Origin of the sequence: Pseudomonas cucumis, from assembly GCF_030687935.1 — a bacterium.
GTDB classification, from domain to species: Bacteria; Pseudomonadota; Gammaproteobacteria; order Pseudomonadales; family Pseudomonadaceae; genus Aquipseudomonas; species Aquipseudomonas cucumis.
Genome location: NZ_CP117454.1, coordinates 1,221,294 through 1,240,258, shown reverse-complemented (window position 1 = coordinate 1,240,258; position 18,965 = coordinate 1,221,294). Strand labels below are relative to the sequence as shown.

The window sequence follows — 18,965 nt, the reverse complement described above, 5'->3', positions numbered from 1 at the left end:
AGGCGAATCCACAGAAGTTGTATCAAGAAGGGAGCGTAGTCTACCGGAAAGCCCCTTTCAGCTCAAACCTTGATCTTCGATCGGCGGCTGCCAATGCAAATACCAGCCACTTTGCTCACCGCCATTTAGCCCCCGCAGGTTCGCCACCGCCAGCAATTGCTGGCCTCTGTAGACCAGCGGCAATCTGCCACGGGCGAAGCCTGGCACACCGCTTTCGTTGAGCAACCGCTTCAGGTCACGGTGGCCGCGATCGGGCAGGTTCATGACCTCGCCCCCCTCACGATAGCGGATCTGCAGCGGGCCAACGGGGATCTGACCGGTGAATGTGAGTACGCCGTTGTCCGGCAACGCCAGCGATAGCGAGGGATCAGCCCAAGACACCGGCGATGGCGAAGTGCGCAGCCAGCCGCCAGACAACCACCAGAGACGCCCGCCCGCGCGATGCAATTCACCCCCCGCCAGCCGCCAGACCGGACGCGCATCGCCGGTCGCATCGCGCAAACTTCCCCAACCCGACCAATGGTCACTGTCCGGCAAAGTCGTCAACGGTTTGAGCCAGTGACTTAACGCGTTGCGCTGGCGCGCATCAGACAGTTTTTCCAGGAAGGCCAGCTCCAGCGACGGCAAACCCAGCCAATCGAAATCGCTGACCGTGGTAGCGTGGGCCAGATCGATTTGCGCCAATTCGTCGAGCAGTTCCTGCGCTTCGCTCAAATGCGCAGCGCTGCGAGCCATGGTCGCTACCGCTTGCGGCCAGCGCGCGGTCAACACGGGGAGCACCTGATGACGCAGATAATTGCGCGAGAACTGGCGGTCCTGGTTCGATGGATCCTCGATCCAGCTCAACTGATATTCAGTCGCGTAAGCCTCAAGCTCGGCGCGAGTGACGTCGAGCAATGGTCGCAGCAGATGCCCCCGCCCCAAGGGACGCTCGCTCGGCATCCCCGACAACCCTCTCACCCCTGCCCCACGCATCAGCCGAAACAACAGGGTTTCCGCCTGATCGTCACGGTGTTGGCCCGTGAGTAGTACTTCACCGGTGTGGGTTGCCGCGATGAAGGCGCCATAACGCGCATCCCGCGCCGCGCGCTCAAGGCTGGCGCCGGGTTCAACCTGAACACGCACAACCTCTAGCGGCACGCCCAACGCATCACAGACTGACTGACAATGCTCCGGCCACACATCAGCCGCAGCTTGGATGCCATGGTGGACATGAATAGCGCTCAGCGTCGGCAGGGGTTGGTTTTTCGCAAGGTGTGCGAGAAGGTGCAGCAGGACGGTGGAATCGAGACCACCGGAGAAGGCGATGCGCCAGGTTGTAGCGTTGCGCCACGGTGTGAGGCTGCGCAGAAGCCTGGTAGGCAAATCAATCTTCGAAGGATTCATAGACGTCGGCACTTCACATAGACCCAATGTGGGAGCGAGCCTGCTCGCGAAGGCTGCTTAACATTCAACAAATTTGTTGTCTGTTATACCGCTATATCGCGAGCAGGCTCGCTCCCACATTGGTTTTGCGTCGTTTGCCCAAGCAACGTCAGATCAGAGACCGTAGCTCATCAGTCGCTCGTAACGACGGGCCAACAGCGCCTCGTTATCGAACTTCTTCAACATCGCCAGTTGCGAGCTCAGTTCTGCGCGGATCGAGGCAGCGGCAGCGGCCGGATCACGATGGGCGCCGCCCAATGGCTCGCCGATCACTTTATCGACAATGCCCAGGCCCTTCAGACGCTCGGCAGTGATGCCCATGGCTTCAGCAGCATCCGGAGCTTTCTCGGAAGTTTTCCACAGAATCGAGGCGCAACCTTCCGGCGAAATCACCGCGTAGGTCGAGTACTGCAGCATGTTCAGTTGATCGCAGACGCCGATCGCCAATGCACCGCCGGAACCACCCTCACCGATCACGGTGGCGATGATTGGGGTTTTCAGGCGAGCCATGACGCGCAGGTTCCAGGCAATCGCTTCGCTCTGGTTGCGCTCTTCGGCGTCGATGCCCGGGTAAGCACCCGGGGTGTCGATGAAGGTCAGGATCGGCATTTTGAAACGCTCGGCCATTTCCATCAGTCGGCATGCCTTGCGGTAGCCTTCCGGACGCGGCATACCGAAGTTGCGGCGAACCTTCTCGCGCACTTCGCGGCCTTTCTGGTGACCGATGATCATCACCGGTTGATCGTCCAGACGGGCAACACCGCCGACAATGGCAGCGTCGTCGGAGAAGTGACGGTCGCCGTGCAGTTCGTCGAACTCGGTGAAGATGTGTTCGATGTAGTCCAGGGTATACGGACGTTTCGGGTGACGCGCCAGACGTGCGATCTGCCAGCTGGTCAGCTTGCCGAAGATGTCTTCGGTCAGCGTGCTGCTTTTGTCCTGCAGGCGGGAGATCTCATCGCCGATATTCAGCGAATTGTCATTACCGACCAAGCGCAACTCTTCGATCTTGGCTTGCAGGTCGGCGATCGGCTGTTCGAAATCTAGAAAATTCGGGTTCATAGGCGTCCGTCTTGGGTCGACCTCCAAGAGAACTTGGGCCGGCCGGTTGTCTATTCGCGCCCTACCTTAAGGGACAGGCGCGTTCAGGTCGAGATTAAAAATTCGGGTCGGGATCAGGTGCTTCAAACACACCTGACCGTCAACGGTATTGGAGGAAGACGTTGTCTCGCCCGAACTGGTCACGCAGGGCTTGAATCAAGGCATCCGCCGGATCGATCCGCCAGGTCTCGCCGAACTGCAACAAGGCCTTCGCATCGGGACTGGTGTACTCCATGGTGATCGGGCACGCGCCGCGGTGGCGCTTGAACAGATCACCCAGCCAGCGTAGCTGATCGCCCTTCAAATCCTTGGTGTGCAATTTCAGGCGCAGGCTTTCGGCCAGGTTGGTGCGCGCATCTTCCATGCTCATCACCCGCTTGACCCGCAGCCGCAGGCCGCCAGAGAAGTCGTCATTGCTGACTTCGCCTTCGACCACCACCATCGCGTCGGTCTGCAACAGCGACTGCGCAGAATGGAACGCGTCGGCGAACAGTGAGGCTTCGATCCGCCCGGAGCGGTCGTCGAGGGTGATGAAACCCATCTTGTCGCCCTTTTTGTTCTTCATCACTCGCAGGGCGATGATCATGCCCGCGACCGTCTGGGTATCGCGAGCCGGCTTCAGGTCGATGATGCGCTGACGGGCGAAGCGACGAATCTCGCCTTCGTACTCGTCAATCGGGTGACCGGTCAGGTACAGGCCCAGGGTGTCTTTCTCCCCTTTCAGGCGCTCCTTGAGGGTCAGTTCTTTAGCTTTGCGGTGATTGGCGTAGACATCGGCATCTTCCTCGACGAACAGCCCGCCAAACAGGTCGGCATGGCCGCTGTCGTGGGTGCGAGCGGTTTGTTCGGCAGCCTTGATCGCCCCTTCCATGGCGTTCAGCAACACCGCCCGGTTGCGGTCGATGTTGGCCTGATAGGCTTTCGACTCATCATGGAAGTACGGACCAAGACGATCCAGGGCGCCGCTACGGATCAAGCCATCCAGCGTGCGCTTGTTGATCCGTTTGAGATCGACACGGGCGCAGAAATCGAACAGATCCTTGAACGGTCCGTCCTGACGCGCCTCGGTGATCGCTTCCACCGGCCCTTCGCCCACACCCTTGATCGCGCCGAGGCCATAAATAATGCGGCCTTCGTCATTCACCGTGAACTTGAACTCCGAAGTATTCACATCCGGCGCGTCGAGACGCAGCTTCATGGTGCGAATTTCTTCGATCAAGGTCACGACCTTGTCGGTGTTGTGCATATCCGCCGACAGTACCGCAGCCATGAACGGCGCCGGGTAGTGGGCTTTCAGCCACGCGGTCTGGTACGACACCAGGCCATAGGCTGCGGAGTGGGATTTGTTGAAGCCGTAACCGGCGAACTTTTCTACCAGGTCGAAGATGTTACCGGCCAGGTCGGCGTCGATATTGTTGGTGGCGCACCCCTCAATGAAACCGCCACGTTGCTTGGCCATTTCTTCGGGCTTTTTCTTACCCATGGCTCGACGCAGCATGTCTGCACCGCCAAGGGTATAACCGGCCATGACCTGGGCAATCTGCATCACCTGTTCCTGATACAGGATGATGCCGTAAGTCGGCGCCAGAACTGGCTTGAGGCCTTCGTACTGGTAATCCGAGTGCGGGTACGCGAGCTCCGCGCGACCGTGCTTACGGTTGATAAAGTCGTCAACCATGCCTGATTGCAACGGACCCGGACGGAACAGGGCCACCAGTGCGATCAAGTCTTCCAGGCAGTCAGGCTTGAGCTTTTTGATCAGCTCTTTCATGCCGCGCGACTCGAGCTGGAACACCGCAGTGGTTTCAGCTTTTTGCAGCAGCGTGTAAGTCGGTTTGTCGTCCAGCGGGATAAAGGCGATATCCAGCGGCGGCTCGTTGACCTTGGCGCGATCGCGGTTGATGGTTTTCAGCGCCCAGTCGATGACCGTCAGGGTCCGCAGACCCAGGAAGTCGAACTTCACCAGACCGGCAGCCTCGACGTCGTCCTTGTCGAACTGGGTTACCAGGCCATCGCCCGCTTCGTCGCAATAAATCGGCGAGAAGTCAGTCAGCTTGGTCGGCGCGATCACCACACCACCGGCGTGCTTGCCGACGTTACGCACAACGCCTTCGAGCTTGCGCGCCATCTCCCAGATTTCCGCAGCCTCTTCATCGACCTTGATGAAGTCGCGCAGGATTTCTTCCTGCTCGTAGGCTTTTTCCAGGGTCATGCCGACTTCGAACGGAATCATCTTCGACAGACGATCCGCCAGGCCGTAGGACTTGCCCTGTACCCGCGCCACGTCACGGACCACCGCTTTCGCCGCCATGGAACCGAAGGTGATGATCTGGCTAACCGCGTTACGGCCGTACTTCTCGGCCACGTAATCGATGACCCGGTCGCGGCCGTCCATGCAGAAGTCGACGTCGAAGTCGGGCATGGATACCCGTTCCGGGTTAAGGAAACGTTCGAACAGCAGGTCATATTCCAGCGGGTCGAGGTCGGTGATCTTCTGCACGTAGGCCACCAACGACCCCGCACCCGACCCACGCCCCGGACCTACCGGCACGCCGTTGTTCTTGGCCCACTGGATAAAGTCCATCACGATCAGGAAGTAACCGGGGAAGCCCATCTGGATGATGATATCCAGCTCGAAATTCAACCGGTCGACGTAGACCTGACGCTTGGCTTCGTAGTCTTCGGTGGTGTCCTTGGGCAGCAGAACGCTGAGGCGCTCTTCCAGACCGTCGAAGGAAACCTTGCGGAAATACTCATCGATGGTCATGCCATCGGGAATCGGGAAGTTGGGCAGGAAGTGCTTGCCCAGTTTCACCTCGATGTTGCAGCGCTTGGCGATCTCGACCGTGTTTTCCAGCGCCTCGGGCAAGTCGCTGAACAGCTCGGCCATTTCCTCAGCGCTTTTGAGGTATTGCTGGTCGCTGTAATTCTTCGAACGCCGGGGATCGTCGAGGGCGCGGCCTTCACCGATGCAAACGCGGGTTTCGTGGGCTTCGAAGTCTTCCTGCCTGATGAAACGCACGTCGTTGGTCGCCACCAGCGGCGCACCGATTTTCGCCGCCAGCGCCACGGCGCCGTGCAGTTGTTCTTCGTCATTGGGGCGGTTGGTACGCTGGACTTCCAGATAGAAACGGTCCGGGAACACCGCCATCCATTCACGTGCCAGGTTTTCGGCTTCGTCCGGGTTGCCGCTGAGCATGGCCAGACCAATCTCGCCCTCTTTCGCCGCCGACAGCATGATCAAGCCTTCGCTGGCTTCAGCCACCCACTCGCGCTCGATGATCACCGAGCCATTGCGCTGGCCGTCGATGAAGCCACGGGAAATCAGTTCGGTGAGGTTGCGATAGCCCACGGCGTTCATCGCCAGCAGGCTGATCCGGCTCAAGGCGTTGTCCGGATCCTTGTTCGACAGCCACAGGTCGGCGCCGCAGATCGGCTTGATCCCCGCCCCCATGGCAGCTTTATAGAATTTGACCAGGGAGCACATGTTGTTCTGGTCGGTGACCGCCACGGCAGGCATGTTCATGCCGACCAGGGTCTTGACCAGCGGTTTGATCCGCACCAGACCGTCGACCAGGGAATATTCAGTGTGCAGGCGTAGATGAACGAATGAAGCCGGCATAGTGATCCTGTCTAGAAACTAGAAACGTAAAGACAACAAGGCCCGGATTGTACCGGGCCTTGAGTAAAACATCAGCCTGCGACTAACTCTCGATCAGGTTTTCCCGCGCTTCATACGCCAAGCGTACCGGGGCGAACGAGCGGCGATGAATTGGGGTCGGCCCCAAGCGGGCCAGTGCTTCCAGATGAACGGGTGTCGGGTAGCCTTTATGGCCTCCGATCCCGTAACCCGGATAAATCAGTTCGAATGCGGCCATTTCTCGATCTCGGCTGACCTTGGCCAGAATCGATGCCGCGGCAATGGCTGGCACCTTGCCGTCGCCCTGGATCACCGCTTCCGCACGCATCGAGAGCTTCGGGCAACGGTTGCCGTCGATCATCGCCAGTTTCGGCTGAATGTGCAGCCCTTCGACCGCTCGTTGCATGGCCAGCATAGTGGCATGGAGAATGTTCAGCTCGTCGATTTCTTCCACTTCGGCGCGAGCGACATGCCAGCTCAGGGCTTTTTCGCAGATTTCATCGTAAAGCGCTTCGCGGCGGGCTTCAGTGAGCTTCTTCGAATCGTTGAGGCCGAGAATCGGTCGGCTCGGATCGAGGATTACTGCCGCCGTCACCACTGCACCGCAAAGCGGGCCGCGACCGACTTCATCGACACCCGCCACCAGATCTTCAAGTTCATCGACTAGCATAAAATCCAGGCCCAGCTGCTTGCTTGCTTTGCTCATTATGCTCTGCCAATCAGGTTCAGTACCGCGTCCGCTGCCTGATTGGAGGCGTCCAAGCGCAGGGTTCGGTGGATTTCGTCAAAGCCTCGGGTCTGTTCCTGGCCACCATCGATCAGTGGCGACAGGGTCTGGGCCAAGGCCTCTACCGTCGCATCGTCCTGCAACAACTCCGGCACCAGCAGTCGCTGGGCCAGCAGATTCGGCAAGGAGACGTAGGGACTCTTCACCATCCGTTTGAGAATCCAGAACGTCAGCGGTGCCAAGCGATAAGCGACCACCATCGGCCGCTTGTACAACAATGCTTCCAGCGTTGCCGTGCCCGAAGCGATCAACACCGCGTCGCAAGCAGCCAGGGCCAGATGGGATTTGCCATCGAGCAAGGTCAGCGGCAGATCGCGACCGGCCAGCAGCTCTTCAAGCTGGGCCCGGCGCTGCGGACTCGCGCATGGCATGACGAACCGTACGCCCGGGCGCATGGCCCGCAAGCGCTGGGCGGTGTCGAGGAACAGCGCACCAAGGCGCCCGACCTCACCACCCCGGCTACCCGGCATCAGGGCGACCAGCGGCCCACTCGGCAAGCCAAGTTCGGCCCGCGCTGCGGCGCGATCAGCCTCAAGCGGAATCGCATCGGCCAAGGAATGCCCGACAAACCGCACCGGCACACCCTTCTCTTCATAAAATTTAGCTTCGAACGGGAAGAGCGTCAGCATCAGGTCGCAACCTTCGCGAATCTTCAGCACCCGCTTCTGTCGCCAGGCCCAGACCGACGGGCTGACGTAATGCACGGTCTTGATCCCGGCCTGACGCAGCTTGAGTTCGATATTGAGGTTGAAGTCCGGGGCATCGATACCGATGAACACGTCCGGCTTCTCGGCGATCAGGTCCGCGACCAGTTTCTTGCGGCGGGCCAACAACTCGCGCAAACGGCCCAGTACTTCCACCAAACCCATGACAGACAGGCGTTCCATCGGGAAATACGACGTCAGGCCTTCAGCCTGCATCAACGGACCGCCGACACCGATGAACTCGACTGTCGGATGCCGAGCCTTGAGCGCGCGCATGAGGCCCGCACCCAGAATGTCACCGGAAGCCTCTCCCGCCACCAGCGCAATACGCAGATTGGCCATGGTTAACGGGTGATGCCGCGGGTCGAAGACTGGATGGAGTCACGGAATACCGCGACTTCCGGGAACTGAAGCGAGGGTTCGGCCAGCTCGGCGAGCGCCTGCTCGACCGTCAGGCCCTGGCGGTAAACCACCTTGTAGGCACGACGCAGCGCGTGGATCGCATCTTCGCTGAAACCGCGACGGCGCAGGCCTTCGAAATTCATGCTGCGGGCTTCGGCCGGGTTGCCGAATACCGTGACATACGCTGGAACGTCCTTGCCAATGGCAGTGCCCATGCCGGAAAAGCTGTGGGCGCCAATGTGGCAATACTGGTGAACCAGGGTAAAACCGGACAGGATCGCCCAGTCCGCGACGTGCACATGGCCCGCCAACGCGGTGTTGTTGACCAGGATGCAGTGGTTGCCGATAACGCTATCGTGACCGATGTGGGCATAGGCCATGATCAGGTTGTGATCGCCCAGGGTCGTTTCCGAACGGTCCTGAATGGTCCCGCGATGAATCGTCACGCCTTCGCGAATGACGTTATGGTCACCGATGACCAGACGGGTTTCTTCGCCTTTGTATTTCAGATCGGGCGTGTCCTCGCCTACCGAAGAAAACTGGTAGATGCGGTTGTGCTTACCGATTCGGGTCGGGCCCTTGAGAATCACATGCGGCCCGATCACTGTCCCCTCGCCGATTTCCACACCTGCGCCGATGATCGACCAAGGGCCGACCTCGACGTCGTCGGCCAGAACGGCCGTCGGATCGATGATTGCGCGAGGGTCAATCAAACTCATAGTTTGCGTTCCGCGCAGATGATTTCAGCGGAGCAGACTGGCTTGCCATCGACCGAAGCCTGGCACTCGAACTTCCAGATCTGACGCTTGCAGCTCAGGAACTTGGCTTCCAGGATCAGCTGATCGCCTGGCAGCACGGGCTGGCGGAAGCGCAGCTTGTCAGAGCCGACGAAGTAATACAGCGTGCCGTCGGCAGGCTTCACGTCGAGCATTTTGAAACCAAGGATCCCGGCAGCCTGAGCCATCGCTTCGATGATCAACACGCCCGGCATGATTGGATGCGCAGGGAAGTGACCATTGAAGAACGGTTCGTTGATGCTGACATTCTTGTAGGCGCGAATGCGCTTGCCTTCCACATCCAGATCCACGACCCGGTCCACCAGCAGGAACGGGTAACGGTGAGGCAGGTATTCGCGAATCTCGTTGATGTCCATCATTTCGGGGGGAAGCCTATGTAAAGATTGGGAGCGCGCGACTGACGCGCACTCCTCTAGCAAATCAAGGAGGCAGTCTAGCGGCTGTGCACACTTGATATGGAAATGGTATCAGCCATCTGATGAAGCATTACCGTCAGGGGTCACGTCCCCTACACGCTTTTCCAGCTGTCGCAGACGTCGCGCGATATCATCGAGCTGACGGATACGTGCCGCGCTTTTGCGCCATTCGGCTGCTGGTTGCATCGCCGTACCGGAAGAATAGGAACCCGGCTCGGTAATCGAGTGGGTTACCATGGTCATCCCGGTCAGGAAAACGTTGTCGCAAATGTCGATATGCCCCACCAGCCCTACGCCACCGGCGAGCATGCAATGCTTGCCGATTTTGGTGCTGCCGGAGATCCCCACGCAGGCGGCCATGGCGGTGTGGTCACCGACCTGGACGTTGTGAGCAATCTGAATCTGGTTGTCGAGCTTCACACCATTGCCGATAACGGTATCGGCCAGTGCGCCGCGATCGATAGCCGTATTTACGCCTATTTCCACGTCATCGCCGATCGAGACACCGCCGATTTGGGCGATTTTCTGCCAGACACCTTTCTCGTTGGCAAAACCGAAGCCTTCACCACCAAGCACGGCACCAGACTGAATCACCACCCGCTTGCCGATGCGCACGTCGTGATACAGCGTGACACGCGGGGCCAACCAGCCGCCCTCGCCGATTTCGCAGCGCGCACCGATGAAGCAATGAGCCCCAACAGTCACGCCTGCGCCAATACGCGCTGCACTTTCAATCACAGCAAAAGCACCGATACTCGCCGCCGGGTCGACCACTGCATCCGCTGCCACCACCGCTGTCGGATGAATACCGGCAGGCGCCTTGGGCTTGGGATCGAACAGATGAGAAACACGCGCGTAGGCCAGATACGGATCAGGCACCACCAATGCCTCACCGGCAAAACCTTCAGCGTCAGCGGCCTTCAGCAATACAGCTGCGGCCTGACTGTCAGCCAGGTATTTACGGTATTGAGGATTTGCCAGAAAGCTCAACTGAGCTGGGCCAGCCTCTTGCAAAGTGGCTAGCCCAGTAATTTCTTTCTTCGGGTCGCCACGTAAGGTGGCGCCGAGGAACTCGGCCAATTGGCCGAGCTTTATAGTCGCTGTCATGGGTTACTTCAGCTGATTCATGCGCTCGATAACCTGGCGAGTGATGTCGTACTGAGGCTTGACATCAATCACTGCGCCACGCTCGAAGACCAGGTCAAAAGCACCTTTCTTGATGACTTCTTCCACAGCGCTGTCCAGTTTAGGCTTGAGCTGTTTCAGCATTTCACGGTCGGCAACTGCTTTGGCTTCGTTCAGTTCCTTGGACTGGAACTGGAAATCACGGGCCTTTTGCTTGAATTCGAGCTCCAGACGTTCACGCTCGCCTTGCTGCATTTTGTCGCCGCCGGCCATCAGACGGTCCTGGATACCCTTGGCGCTGCTTTCCAGGCTCTTGAGCTTGGTCAGTTGTGGGCCGAACTTCTTCTCGGCGTCCACGGCGTATTTTTTCGCCGCGTCGGATTCGAGCAGTGCCATCTGATAGTTCAGAACGGCGATTTTCATGTCGGCAAAAGCCGGACCTGCGACCAGTACGGTCGCCAGGAGAACCAATTGAGTCAACTTACGCACGATGCACTCCTACAAAATCCATTGTCGTTATCTTGGGTCAGACGCTTAGAACGTCTGGCCGAGGGAGAATTGGAACACTTGAGTCTCAGCTTCATCCGGTTTCTTAATCGGCATGGCCAACGCGAAGCTCAAAGGACCCAGTGCGGTGATCCAGGTCACGCCGACACCGACGGAGCTTGCCATGTTGCTCAGGCTGATGTCGTTGCACTCGGTTTGAGCGGTCGAACCGACATTGGCGTTCGTCGTCTTTTCGCACTTGGAGTCGAATACGTTACCCACGTCCCAGAATACCGAAGTACGCAGGGAACGCTGATCCTTGACGAACGGCAGCGGGAACAGCACCTCGACACCGCCCTGGATCAGGACGTTACCACCGAATGGCAGCGGATCCTGGTCCGGGTCGGCGAGCGTACCGGCGTTACCCGTGACAGCCTGGCCACGGCTAGGTGTACTGCGCGGACCTAGAGTACTGTCCTTGAAGCCACGCACCGAGTTGAAACCACCCGCGTAATAGTTTTCATAGAACGGCAAGCCATCGGTCGAACCGTAGCCGTCGCCATAACCCAGTTCTGTATGAAGGCGCAAAGTGTAGCTTTCAGTAATTGGCTGGAACAACTGGCCACGGTAATCGAGCTTGAAGAACGACAGATCACTGCCAGGCGTCGTAGTTTCCAGAGTCAGGCTCTGGGAATGACCGCGGGTTGCCAGAACACCCTTGTTCAGGGTGGACTCGGACCAACCGGCCGATGCCTTGAAGTTCAGGTAGCTATCGCCTTCACGGTTTACGAAGTCGAAAATCTCGTCAACGGTGTACTGACCGGTCTTGATGTCGTCCTGCTGTGCAGACAGACCGAAGGTCAAACGCGAAGTCTCGCTGATCGGGTAGCCAACGTTCACACCCGCACCCAGGCTATCTACGGCGTAGCTGGTGAGGTCGGCGTCAAGCTCATCGTAGTCGGTGGTGCGATAGAAGGCGTTGTAACCCAGGCTCACACCGTCAGCAGTCCAGTAGGGGTCGACATAACCGAAGTTATAGCGGCTCTGGTATTCACTTCGGGTCAAACCGATGCTGACCTTGTTACCGGTACCCAGGAAGTTGTTCTGGGTGATCGAACCACCGAGGATCAAACCGGCGCTCTGGGCGAAACCGACGCTGGCGGTAATCGAACCGGACGCCTGCTCTTCAACGCTGTAGTTCACGTCAACCTGGTCATCGACACCGGGTACGGCTGGCGTTTCGACGTTGACTTCCTTGAAGAAGCCCAATCGCTCCAGACGTGTCTTGGATTGGTCGATCAGGTAGGTCGAAGCCCAACCGCCTTCCATCTGACGCATTTCACGGCGCAGTACTTCGTCTTCGGACTTGGTGTTGCCACGGAAGTTGATGCGGTTCACGTAAGCACGCTTGCCCGGATCGACAGCGAACGTGATGTCGACCGTGTGGTCTTCATCGTGAGGCTGAGGCACACCGTTGACGTTGGCGAAGGTGTAACCCTCGTTACCCAGACGACGGGTGATCAGTTCGGACGTGGTGGTCATCAGCTTGCGCGAGAACACCTGGCCTTTCTGAACCAGCAACAGGGACTTGATCTGGTCTTCAGGGACTTTCAGGTCGCCGCTGAGCTTGACGTCACGAACGGTGTACTTCTCGCCTTCGTTGACGTTGACGGTGATATAGACGTGTTTCTTGTCCGGGGTGATGGACACCTGGGTCGACGCGATATCCATATTGATATAGCCGCGATCCAGATAGTAGGAGCGCAGACGCTCCAGGTCACCGGAGAGTTTTTCACGAGCGTACTTGTCATCGTTCTTGAAGAACGACAACCAGTTGCTGGTCTTGAGTTCGAACAGGTCGATCAGGTCTTCATCAGGGAATACGGTGTTACCCACCACGTTGATGTGCTGGATAGCTGCAACGGTGCCTTCGTTGATGTTGACCTTCAGGCCCACGCGGTTACGTGGCTGCGGTACGACTTCGGTATCGACGGTAGCCGAGTAACGGCCCTGAGCGACGTATTGGCGCTGCAGTTCGTTACGCACACCTTCAAGGGTGGCGCGCTGAAAAATCTCGCCTTCAGCCAGACCGGATTGTTTGAGGCCCTTCATCAGGTCTTCAGTAGAGATCGCCTTGTTGCCTTCGATCTCGATACTGGCGACCGATGGCCGCTCGACTACAGTGATGACGAGGACGTTGCCATCGCGACCCAGCTGGATATCCTGAAAGAAGCCGGTTTTGAACAACGCACGAGTGGATTCCACCAGGCGACGATCATCCGCCTGTTCGCCGACGTTCAACGGCAAGGCACCAAAGACGCTACCCGCGGAGACCCGCTGGAGGCCATTGACGCGAATATCAGAGATAGTGAAGGACTCGGCGTGAACTTCGGCGATCATCAATACGGTGAGAACCGCAGTTAGCAGCAGACGTTTCATGAAGTCCTTTCTTATTCCAACTGGCAATAAAAACTGCCGCAAAATGCGGCAGATTCGCAATTCAGCGAAGCGTTACAGTCGACCCAGATCATTGACCAGAGCAAGTAACATCACCCCGACCACCAAACTGATACCGATCTGTATCCCCCAACCTTGCACCCGATCCGACAAGGGACGACCACGCGCCCACTCGATCAGATAAAACAACAAATGTCCCCCATCCAGTACAGGAATGGGCAACAAATTCAGAACCCCCAAGCTAATACTCAGATAAGCAAGGAAATTCAGGAAATCAGCGACGCCCGACTGGGCAGAAGCGCCCGCCACTTTAGCAATGGTTATCGGTCCACTCAAGTTTTTTACCGAGAGCTCACCGAACAACATTTTCTTGAGCGAATCGAGGGTCAGTACGCTCATGGTCCAAGTGCGTCGGGCACCCTCGCCAATCGCAGCCACCGGACCGTAACTGACTTCGCGAATCATCTCTGGCGGCCAATCGACCGCTTTCACCCCAGCGCCCAGATAACCATTGGGCGATTTGCTCTCGCCGCGAGCGGCCAACGTCACAGGGACGTCGATTTGAGCACCCTTGCGCTCGACGCGCAGCATGATTTTGGTATCCGGATGCATACGGACGATGTCGACCACCTGCTGCCAATCGTCCAGCGCCTTGCCATCAAGCGCCAACAAGCGATCACCTGCTTTCAGGCCCGCCGCCTTCGCTGGACCTTTCGGATCAAATTCGGCCAGGACGGGAGGCAACGCCGGACGCCAAGGACGAATACCCAGCGAGCGAATCGGATCTGGCTCCTCAGCCCCCTTGAGCCACTTGTCCAGCACCAGCTCACGGGGTGTGTCCACCGTGGAGCCCTGTTCGCGGACCAGCAATTGAATGGCACCGCTCTCACCCAGACGACGGATCAGTTGCAGATTCACCGCGGCCCAGCCGGAGGTTGGCTCGCCATCGATGGCCATGATTTCCTGGCCCGGGCTCAAACCTGCCTTTGAGGCAATACTGCCAGACTCGACCGCGCCGATAACCGGCCGCACCTGCTCGCTGCCCAGCATTGCCAATGCCCAGAAAAACACCATTGCCAATAGAAAGTTGGCGATCGGGCCAGCCGCGACGATGGCGATGCGCTGACGGACAGATTTACGATTGAAGGACTGATCGACCTGATCGGCCGGGACCTCGCCTTCGCGCTCGTCGAGCATCTTCACGTAGCCACCCAACGGGATAGCGGCGATCACGAACTCAGTGCCTTTGCTGTCGTACCAGCGCAGCAACGGCATGCCGAAGCCCACGGAGAAACGCAGCACTTTGACCCCACAGCGACGCGCGACCCAAAAATGGCCGAACTCGTGGAAGGTGACCAGCACACCCAGCGCTACCAGGGTGCCGACAATCATATAGAGCGCGCTCATGTACTTTCTCCGCAATCCTATCAGTGCTGCATGGGGCAACGTATTGCAGCACTTATCGCCCGTGACGACTCAGCCATTGCCCGGCCAGTACCCGTGCTTTCGCATCGGCCGTAAACACTGCCTCGAGATCATCTACCGCAACCACAGGCTCGAGGTTCAACACTTCCTCGATGATACTCGCGATTTCCAGGTAGCGAACCCGTCCGTCGAGAAAGGCCGCCACCGCCACCTCATTCGCGGCATTGAGCATGGCCGGCGCGCTATTGCCAGCCTCGGCGGCTTGACGCGCAAGGCGCAGGCACGGGAAACGCTCCTCATCGGGCGCCTGGAAATCCAGACGAGCGATGGCAAACAGGTCCAGCGGCGCAACACCCGAGTCGATTCGCTCCGGCCAGGCCAAGGCATTGGCGATCGGCGTGCGCATGTCCGGATTGCCCAACTGCGCCAATACCGAACCATCGATGTAGTCGACCAGCGAATGAATCACGCTCTGCGGGTGAATTACCACTTCGATCTGGGACGGTGTGGCGTCGAACAGCCAGCAGGCCTCGATCAACTCGAGTCCTTTGTTCATCATGCTGGCCGAATCCACCGAAATCTTGCGCCCCATGGACCAATTCGGGTGTGCACACGCTTGCTCTGGGGAAACATGCGCCAGTTCGGCCATGGGCGTCTGCCGGAACGGACCGCCAGAAGCGGTCAGTAAAATCCGACGCACACCAACCGCGCCAAGCCCACGGTCGAAATCCTGTGGCATGCACTGGAAAATCGCGTTGTGCTCGCTGTCGATCGGCAGCAGCACTGAACCGCTTTTACGCACGGCCTGCATGAACAGCGCACCGGACATTACCAGTGCTTCTTTATTGGCCAGAAGAATCTTCTTGCCAGCCTCGACCGCCGCCAGGGTCGGACGCAAGCCCGCCGCACCGACAATGGCCGCCATCACCGCATCGACTTCCGGATCGGATGCGACCTGACACAAGCCCTCCTCCCCCACCAGAACGCGGGTCGACAGACCGGCCGCGTGCAAATCGTCCTGCAAGCGTCGGGCAGCGCCGGACTCCGGCACGACGGCGAAGCGCGGCGCATGACGCACGCACAGCGCCAGCAATTCACTCAACCGAGTGAAACCGCTCAAGGCGAAAACCTGATAACGCTCGGGATGACGGGCAATGACATCGAGGGTACTCAGACCAATCGAACCGGTCGCGCCCAGCACGGTAATCTGTTGTGGGCGGCTCATGTGGCCATCCACAGCAGCACAGCGAATACTGGAATAGCCGCCGTCAGGCTGTCGATGCGGTCCAGCACGCCGCCGTGACCGGGCAGCAGATTACTGCTGTCCTTGATCCCCGACTGGCGCTTGAACATGCTCTCGGTAAGATCGCCGACCACTGAAATGAACACCACGACTGCGGCACCGAACAGTCCCATCAGCATCTGAGCGAAACTCCAGTCCCGCACAAAACCGACGATTGCGGTAATCACCAGACTCACCAGCAAGCCGCCGTACACGCCTTCCCAGCTTTTGCCAGGGCTGACTTGTGGCGCCAACTTGCGTTTGCCGAAGGCTCGACCGGAAAAGTACGCACCGATATCGGCCCCCCAGACCAGCACCATCACCGCCATGATCAGCCAGTTACCCAAGGGCTCCTGCTTGATCAGAACCAGGCCTTGCCACGCCGGCAGCAGAATCAACAAACCGATCACCAGTTTGCAGGCAGCACTGGCCCAATGCTGACTGGACTGTGGATAGGTCAATACCAGGTACGTGGCCACGCCCCACCAGAGCACTGCAGCGCCCAACACCCAAGGTGCGAGCCCCGGCAGGATGTGCATGAAAAACAGCATCAACGCGACCACAGCTGCATAGGCAAGGCGTATCGACTGAGCAGCGAAGCCTGCCAACCGCGCCCACTCCCACGCCCCAAGCGTCACCACCAGCCCGATGAACAGCGCAAAACCGGAACCTTCGAGCAGGAAAAACCCGCCCAGGGCAATCGGCAGCAGAATCAGTGCCGTGATGATTCGTTGTTTAAGCATTAAACCCGGGCTCCAGCCTCGACCTGCTCGCTCGTTTTACCGAAGCGACGCTGGCGAGAAGCGAAATCGGCTAGCGCATTGCGCATGGCGTCGTGTTTGAAGTCCGGCCAGAACAGGTCGGAGAAGTACAACTCGGCGTAAGCCAGTTGCCACAGCAGGAAGTTACTGATGCGATGCTCGCCACCGGTACGGATGCACAAGTCCGGCAACGGCAGATCGCCGGTCGCCAGACAGGTTTGCAACAGCTCAGGGGTAATATCCTCCGGACGCAGATGCCCGGCCTGAACTTCGCGAGCCAGACGCTGCGCGGCTTGCGCGATATCCCACTGACCGCCGTAATTGGCGGCGATCTGCAGGACAAAGCGGTTGGCACCGACAGTCATCGCCTCGGCTTCGCGCATGGCGGCCTGAAGCTCCGGGTGAAAACGTGAACGATCGCCAATGATGCGCAAACTGATGTTGTTGTCGTTGAGACGCTTGGCCTCGCGACGCAACGCCTTGAAGAACAAATCCATCAAGGCACTGACCTCATCGGCCGGGCGCTGCCAGTTCTCGCTGGAGAAGGCGAACAGGGTCAGTACTTCAACCTTGGCCTCGGCACACACCTCGATGACCGCACGCACTGCATCCACACCCGCTTTATGCCCGGCGACACCCGGCATAAAGCGTTTTTTCGCCCAGCGATTATTACCATCCATGATGATCGCGACATGGCGCGGCACCGCGGACGGCGCAGTCTGCTTTGTCTTATCCATTAAAACGTGACCCTTATACGGCCATCAGGTCTTTTTCTTTCTGCGCCAAATTCGCGTCGATTTCAGCCACGTACTTTCTGGTCAGATCATCAATCTCGCCAGTAGCGCGACGTTCTTCGTCTTCGCTGATTTCCTTTTCCTTGACCAGATCCTTGAGTTGGCTGTTCGCATCACGACGGATGTTGCGCACTGCAACACGGGCATCTTCAGCGACATCGCGAGCCTGTTTGGTGAAGCCCTTGCGGGTTTCTTCGGTCAGGGCCGGCATGGAGATCAGCAGCAACTCACCCAGGTTGGTCGGGTTGAGGTTCAGACCCGCGCTACCGATGGCTTTGTCGACGGCACCCAGCATGTTGCGCTCAAAGGCCACCACTTGCAGAGTACGGGCGTCTTTGACGGTGATGTTCGCTACCTGCTTGATCGGAGTGTCGGAGCCGTAGTACGGAACCATCACACCTTCCAGAATGCTTGGGTGCGCCTGGCCCGTACGAATACGACCGAAGTTGTGCGCCAGCGACTCGACGGATTTTTTCATGCGCTCTTGAGCGTCTTTCTTGATTTCGTTGATCATTGTTGGCCTTCCTCGATCAGGGTCCCTTCAGCGCCGCCATGCACGATATTCAGCAGGGCGCCGGGCTTGTTCATGTTAAATACGCGCAACGGCATCTTGTGGTCGCGGCACAGGCAAATGGCCGTCAGATCCATCACGCCCAGCTTGCGATCCAGTACTTCATCATAAGTCAGATGATCGAACTTCTCGGCATGCGGGTCTTTGAATGGATCAGCCGTGTAAACGCCATCGACCTTGGTAGCCTTGAGCACGACATCAGCGTCGATTTCGATTGCACGCAAGCAGGCTGCCGAATCCGTGGTGAAGAACGGATTACCAGTACCGGCCGCAAAAATCACGACTTCCTTGGCGTTCAGGTGGCGCATGGCTTTGCGGCGATCGTAGTGATCGGTCACGCCAACCATGGAAATGGCCGACATCACGATGGCCGAGATATTGGCACGTTCCAGCGCATCGCGCATCGCCAGGGCGTTCATCACAGTGGCCAGCATGCCCATGTGGTCGCCAGTCACCCGATCCATGCCCGCCGCGCTGAGCGCCGCGCCACGGAACAGGTTGCCGCCACCGATCACCAGACCGACCTGAACACCGATGCCGACCAGTTGGCCAACTTCCAGTGCCATGCGATCCAGAACTTTGGGGTCGATCCCGAACTCTTCCGAGCCCATCAGGGCCTCGCCGCTAAGCTTGAGTAGAATGCGTTTATAGCGAGCCTGATAACCACTGCCCTGCTGAGCCATTGCGAATCTCTCCTGCGGCGTATTTTAAAAATTCTTTGCGAGCTGTTTACAGCTGGCGTTCACTCTAGCTTGGCACTGCTTCAGCGCCATCGGAACATGGCTTTGTAAG

General features: G+C 58.5%; 16 protein-coding genes. All 16 read right to left on the bottom strand.

Annotated features, from left to right (window positions below; translation table 11 throughout):
- Window positions 1-57: 57 nt before the first annotated feature.
- The 16 genes from tilS to pyrH all read right to left on the bottom strand — a co-directional run bounded on the left by tilS (window position 58) and on the right by pyrH (window position 18,856).
- Window positions 58-1,386 (bottom strand): tRNA lysidine(34) synthetase TilS, encoded by a 1,329-nt coding sequence (gene tilS, locus PSH97_RS05385; RefSeq protein ID WP_305448395.1) that lies wholly within the window; start codon window positions 1,384-1,386, stop codon window positions 58-60.
- Window positions 1,387-1,539: 153 nt separating this feature from the next.
- Window positions 1,540-2,487, bottom strand: coding sequence for an acetyl-CoA carboxylase carboxyltransferase subunit alpha (locus PSH97_RS05380; protein WP_052966371.1), 948 nt, complete (start codon window positions 2,485-2,487; stop codon window positions 1,540-1,542).
- A 139-nt stretch (window positions 2,488-2,626) separates the two neighbouring features.
- On the bottom strand, window positions 2,627-6,148 hold the full coding sequence (gene dnaE / locus PSH97_RS05375; RefSeq protein WP_305448394.1) for a DNA polymerase III subunit alpha: 3,522 nt from the start codon (window positions 6,146-6,148) through the stop codon (window positions 2,627-2,629).
- Between the two features lie 82 nt (window positions 6,149-6,230).
- Window positions 6,231-6,872 carry a ribonuclease HII gene (rnhB, locus tag PSH97_RS05370; RefSeq protein ID WP_305448393.1) on the bottom strand — a complete coding sequence of 214 codons (642 nt, stop codon included), beginning with the start codon at window positions 6,870-6,872 and terminating at the stop codon, window positions 6,231-6,233.
- Window positions 6,872-7,999, bottom strand: a complete 1,128-nt coding sequence (gene lpxB, locus PSH97_RS05365) for a lipid-A-disaccharide synthase (RefSeq protein WP_305448392.1) — start codon at window positions 7,997-7,999, stop codon at window positions 6,872-6,874. The genes rnhB and lpxB overlap by 1 nt, the downstream gene beginning before the upstream one ends.
- Window positions 8,000-8,001: 2 nt before the next feature.
- Window positions 8,002-8,778: an acyl-ACP--UDP-N-acetylglucosamine O-acyltransferase gene (lpxA, locus tag PSH97_RS05360; protein WP_305448391.1), complete on the bottom strand. Its 777-nt coding sequence runs from the start codon at window positions 8,776-8,778 to the stop codon at window positions 8,002-8,004.
- The gene (gene fabZ / locus PSH97_RS05355; protein ID WP_007907157.1) at window positions 8,775-9,215 is read right to left on the bottom strand and encodes a 3-hydroxyacyl-ACP dehydratase FabZ; all 441 of its coding nucleotides are present in this window, start codon (window positions 9,213-9,215) and stop codon (window positions 8,775-8,777) included. Before fabZ ends, lpxA begins: the two co-directional genes overlap by 4 nt.
- 108 nt (window positions 9,216-9,323) lie before the next feature.
- Window positions 9,324-10,379: a UDP-3-O-(3-hydroxymyristoyl)glucosamine N-acyltransferase gene (gene lpxD, locus PSH97_RS05350; RefSeq protein WP_305448390.1), complete on the bottom strand. Its 1,056-nt coding sequence runs from the start codon at window positions 10,377-10,379 to the stop codon at window positions 9,324-9,326.
- A gap of 3 nt (window positions 10,380-10,382) precedes the next feature.
- Window positions 10,383-10,886 carry an OmpH family outer membrane protein gene (locus tag PSH97_RS05345; RefSeq protein WP_007907155.1) on the bottom strand — a complete coding sequence of 168 codons (504 nt, stop codon included), beginning with the start codon at window positions 10,884-10,886 and terminating at the stop codon, window positions 10,383-10,385.
- 45 nt (window positions 10,887-10,931) lie between these two features.
- Window positions 10,932-13,322 (bottom strand): outer membrane protein assembly factor BamA, encoded by a 2,391-nt coding sequence (bamA, locus tag PSH97_RS05340; RefSeq protein ID WP_305448389.1) that lies wholly within the window; start codon window positions 13,320-13,322, stop codon window positions 10,932-10,934.
- Between the two features lie 72 nt (window positions 13,323-13,394).
- Complete coding sequence (rseP, locus tag PSH97_RS05335) at window positions 13,395-14,747, bottom strand: sigma E protease regulator RseP (RefSeq protein ID WP_305448388.1); 1,353 nt, start codon at window positions 14,745-14,747, stop codon at window positions 13,395-13,397.
- Between the two features lie 52 nt (window positions 14,748-14,799).
- Complete coding sequence (gene ispC, locus PSH97_RS05330) at window positions 14,800-15,990, bottom strand: 1-deoxy-D-xylulose-5-phosphate reductoisomerase (RefSeq protein WP_305448387.1); 1,191 nt, start codon at window positions 15,988-15,990, stop codon at window positions 14,800-14,802.
- A complete protein-coding gene (locus tag PSH97_RS05325) occupies window positions 15,987-16,790 on the bottom strand; it encodes a phosphatidate cytidylyltransferase (protein ID WP_305448386.1) in 804 nt (267 codons plus the stop codon). Before PSH97_RS05325 ends, ispC begins: the two co-directional genes overlap by 4 nt.
- A complete protein-coding gene (uppS, locus tag PSH97_RS05320; protein ID WP_008015050.1) occupies window positions 16,790-17,545 on the bottom strand; it encodes a polyprenyl diphosphate synthase in 756 nt (251 codons plus the stop codon). The genes PSH97_RS05325 and uppS overlap by 1 nt, the downstream gene beginning before the upstream one ends.
- Window positions 17,546-17,558: 13 nt before the next feature.
- Entirely contained in the window at window positions 17,559-18,116 is a 558-nt protein-coding gene (gene frr / locus PSH97_RS05315) for a ribosome recycling factor (RefSeq protein ID WP_305448385.1), read from the bottom strand.
- Window positions 18,113-18,856 (bottom strand): UMP kinase, encoded by a 744-nt coding sequence (gene pyrH / locus PSH97_RS05310; protein WP_003172271.1) that lies wholly within the window; start codon window positions 18,854-18,856, stop codon window positions 18,113-18,115. The genes frr and pyrH overlap by 4 nt, the downstream gene beginning before the upstream one ends.
- Between the last annotated feature and the right edge of the window lie 109 nt (window positions 18,857-18,965).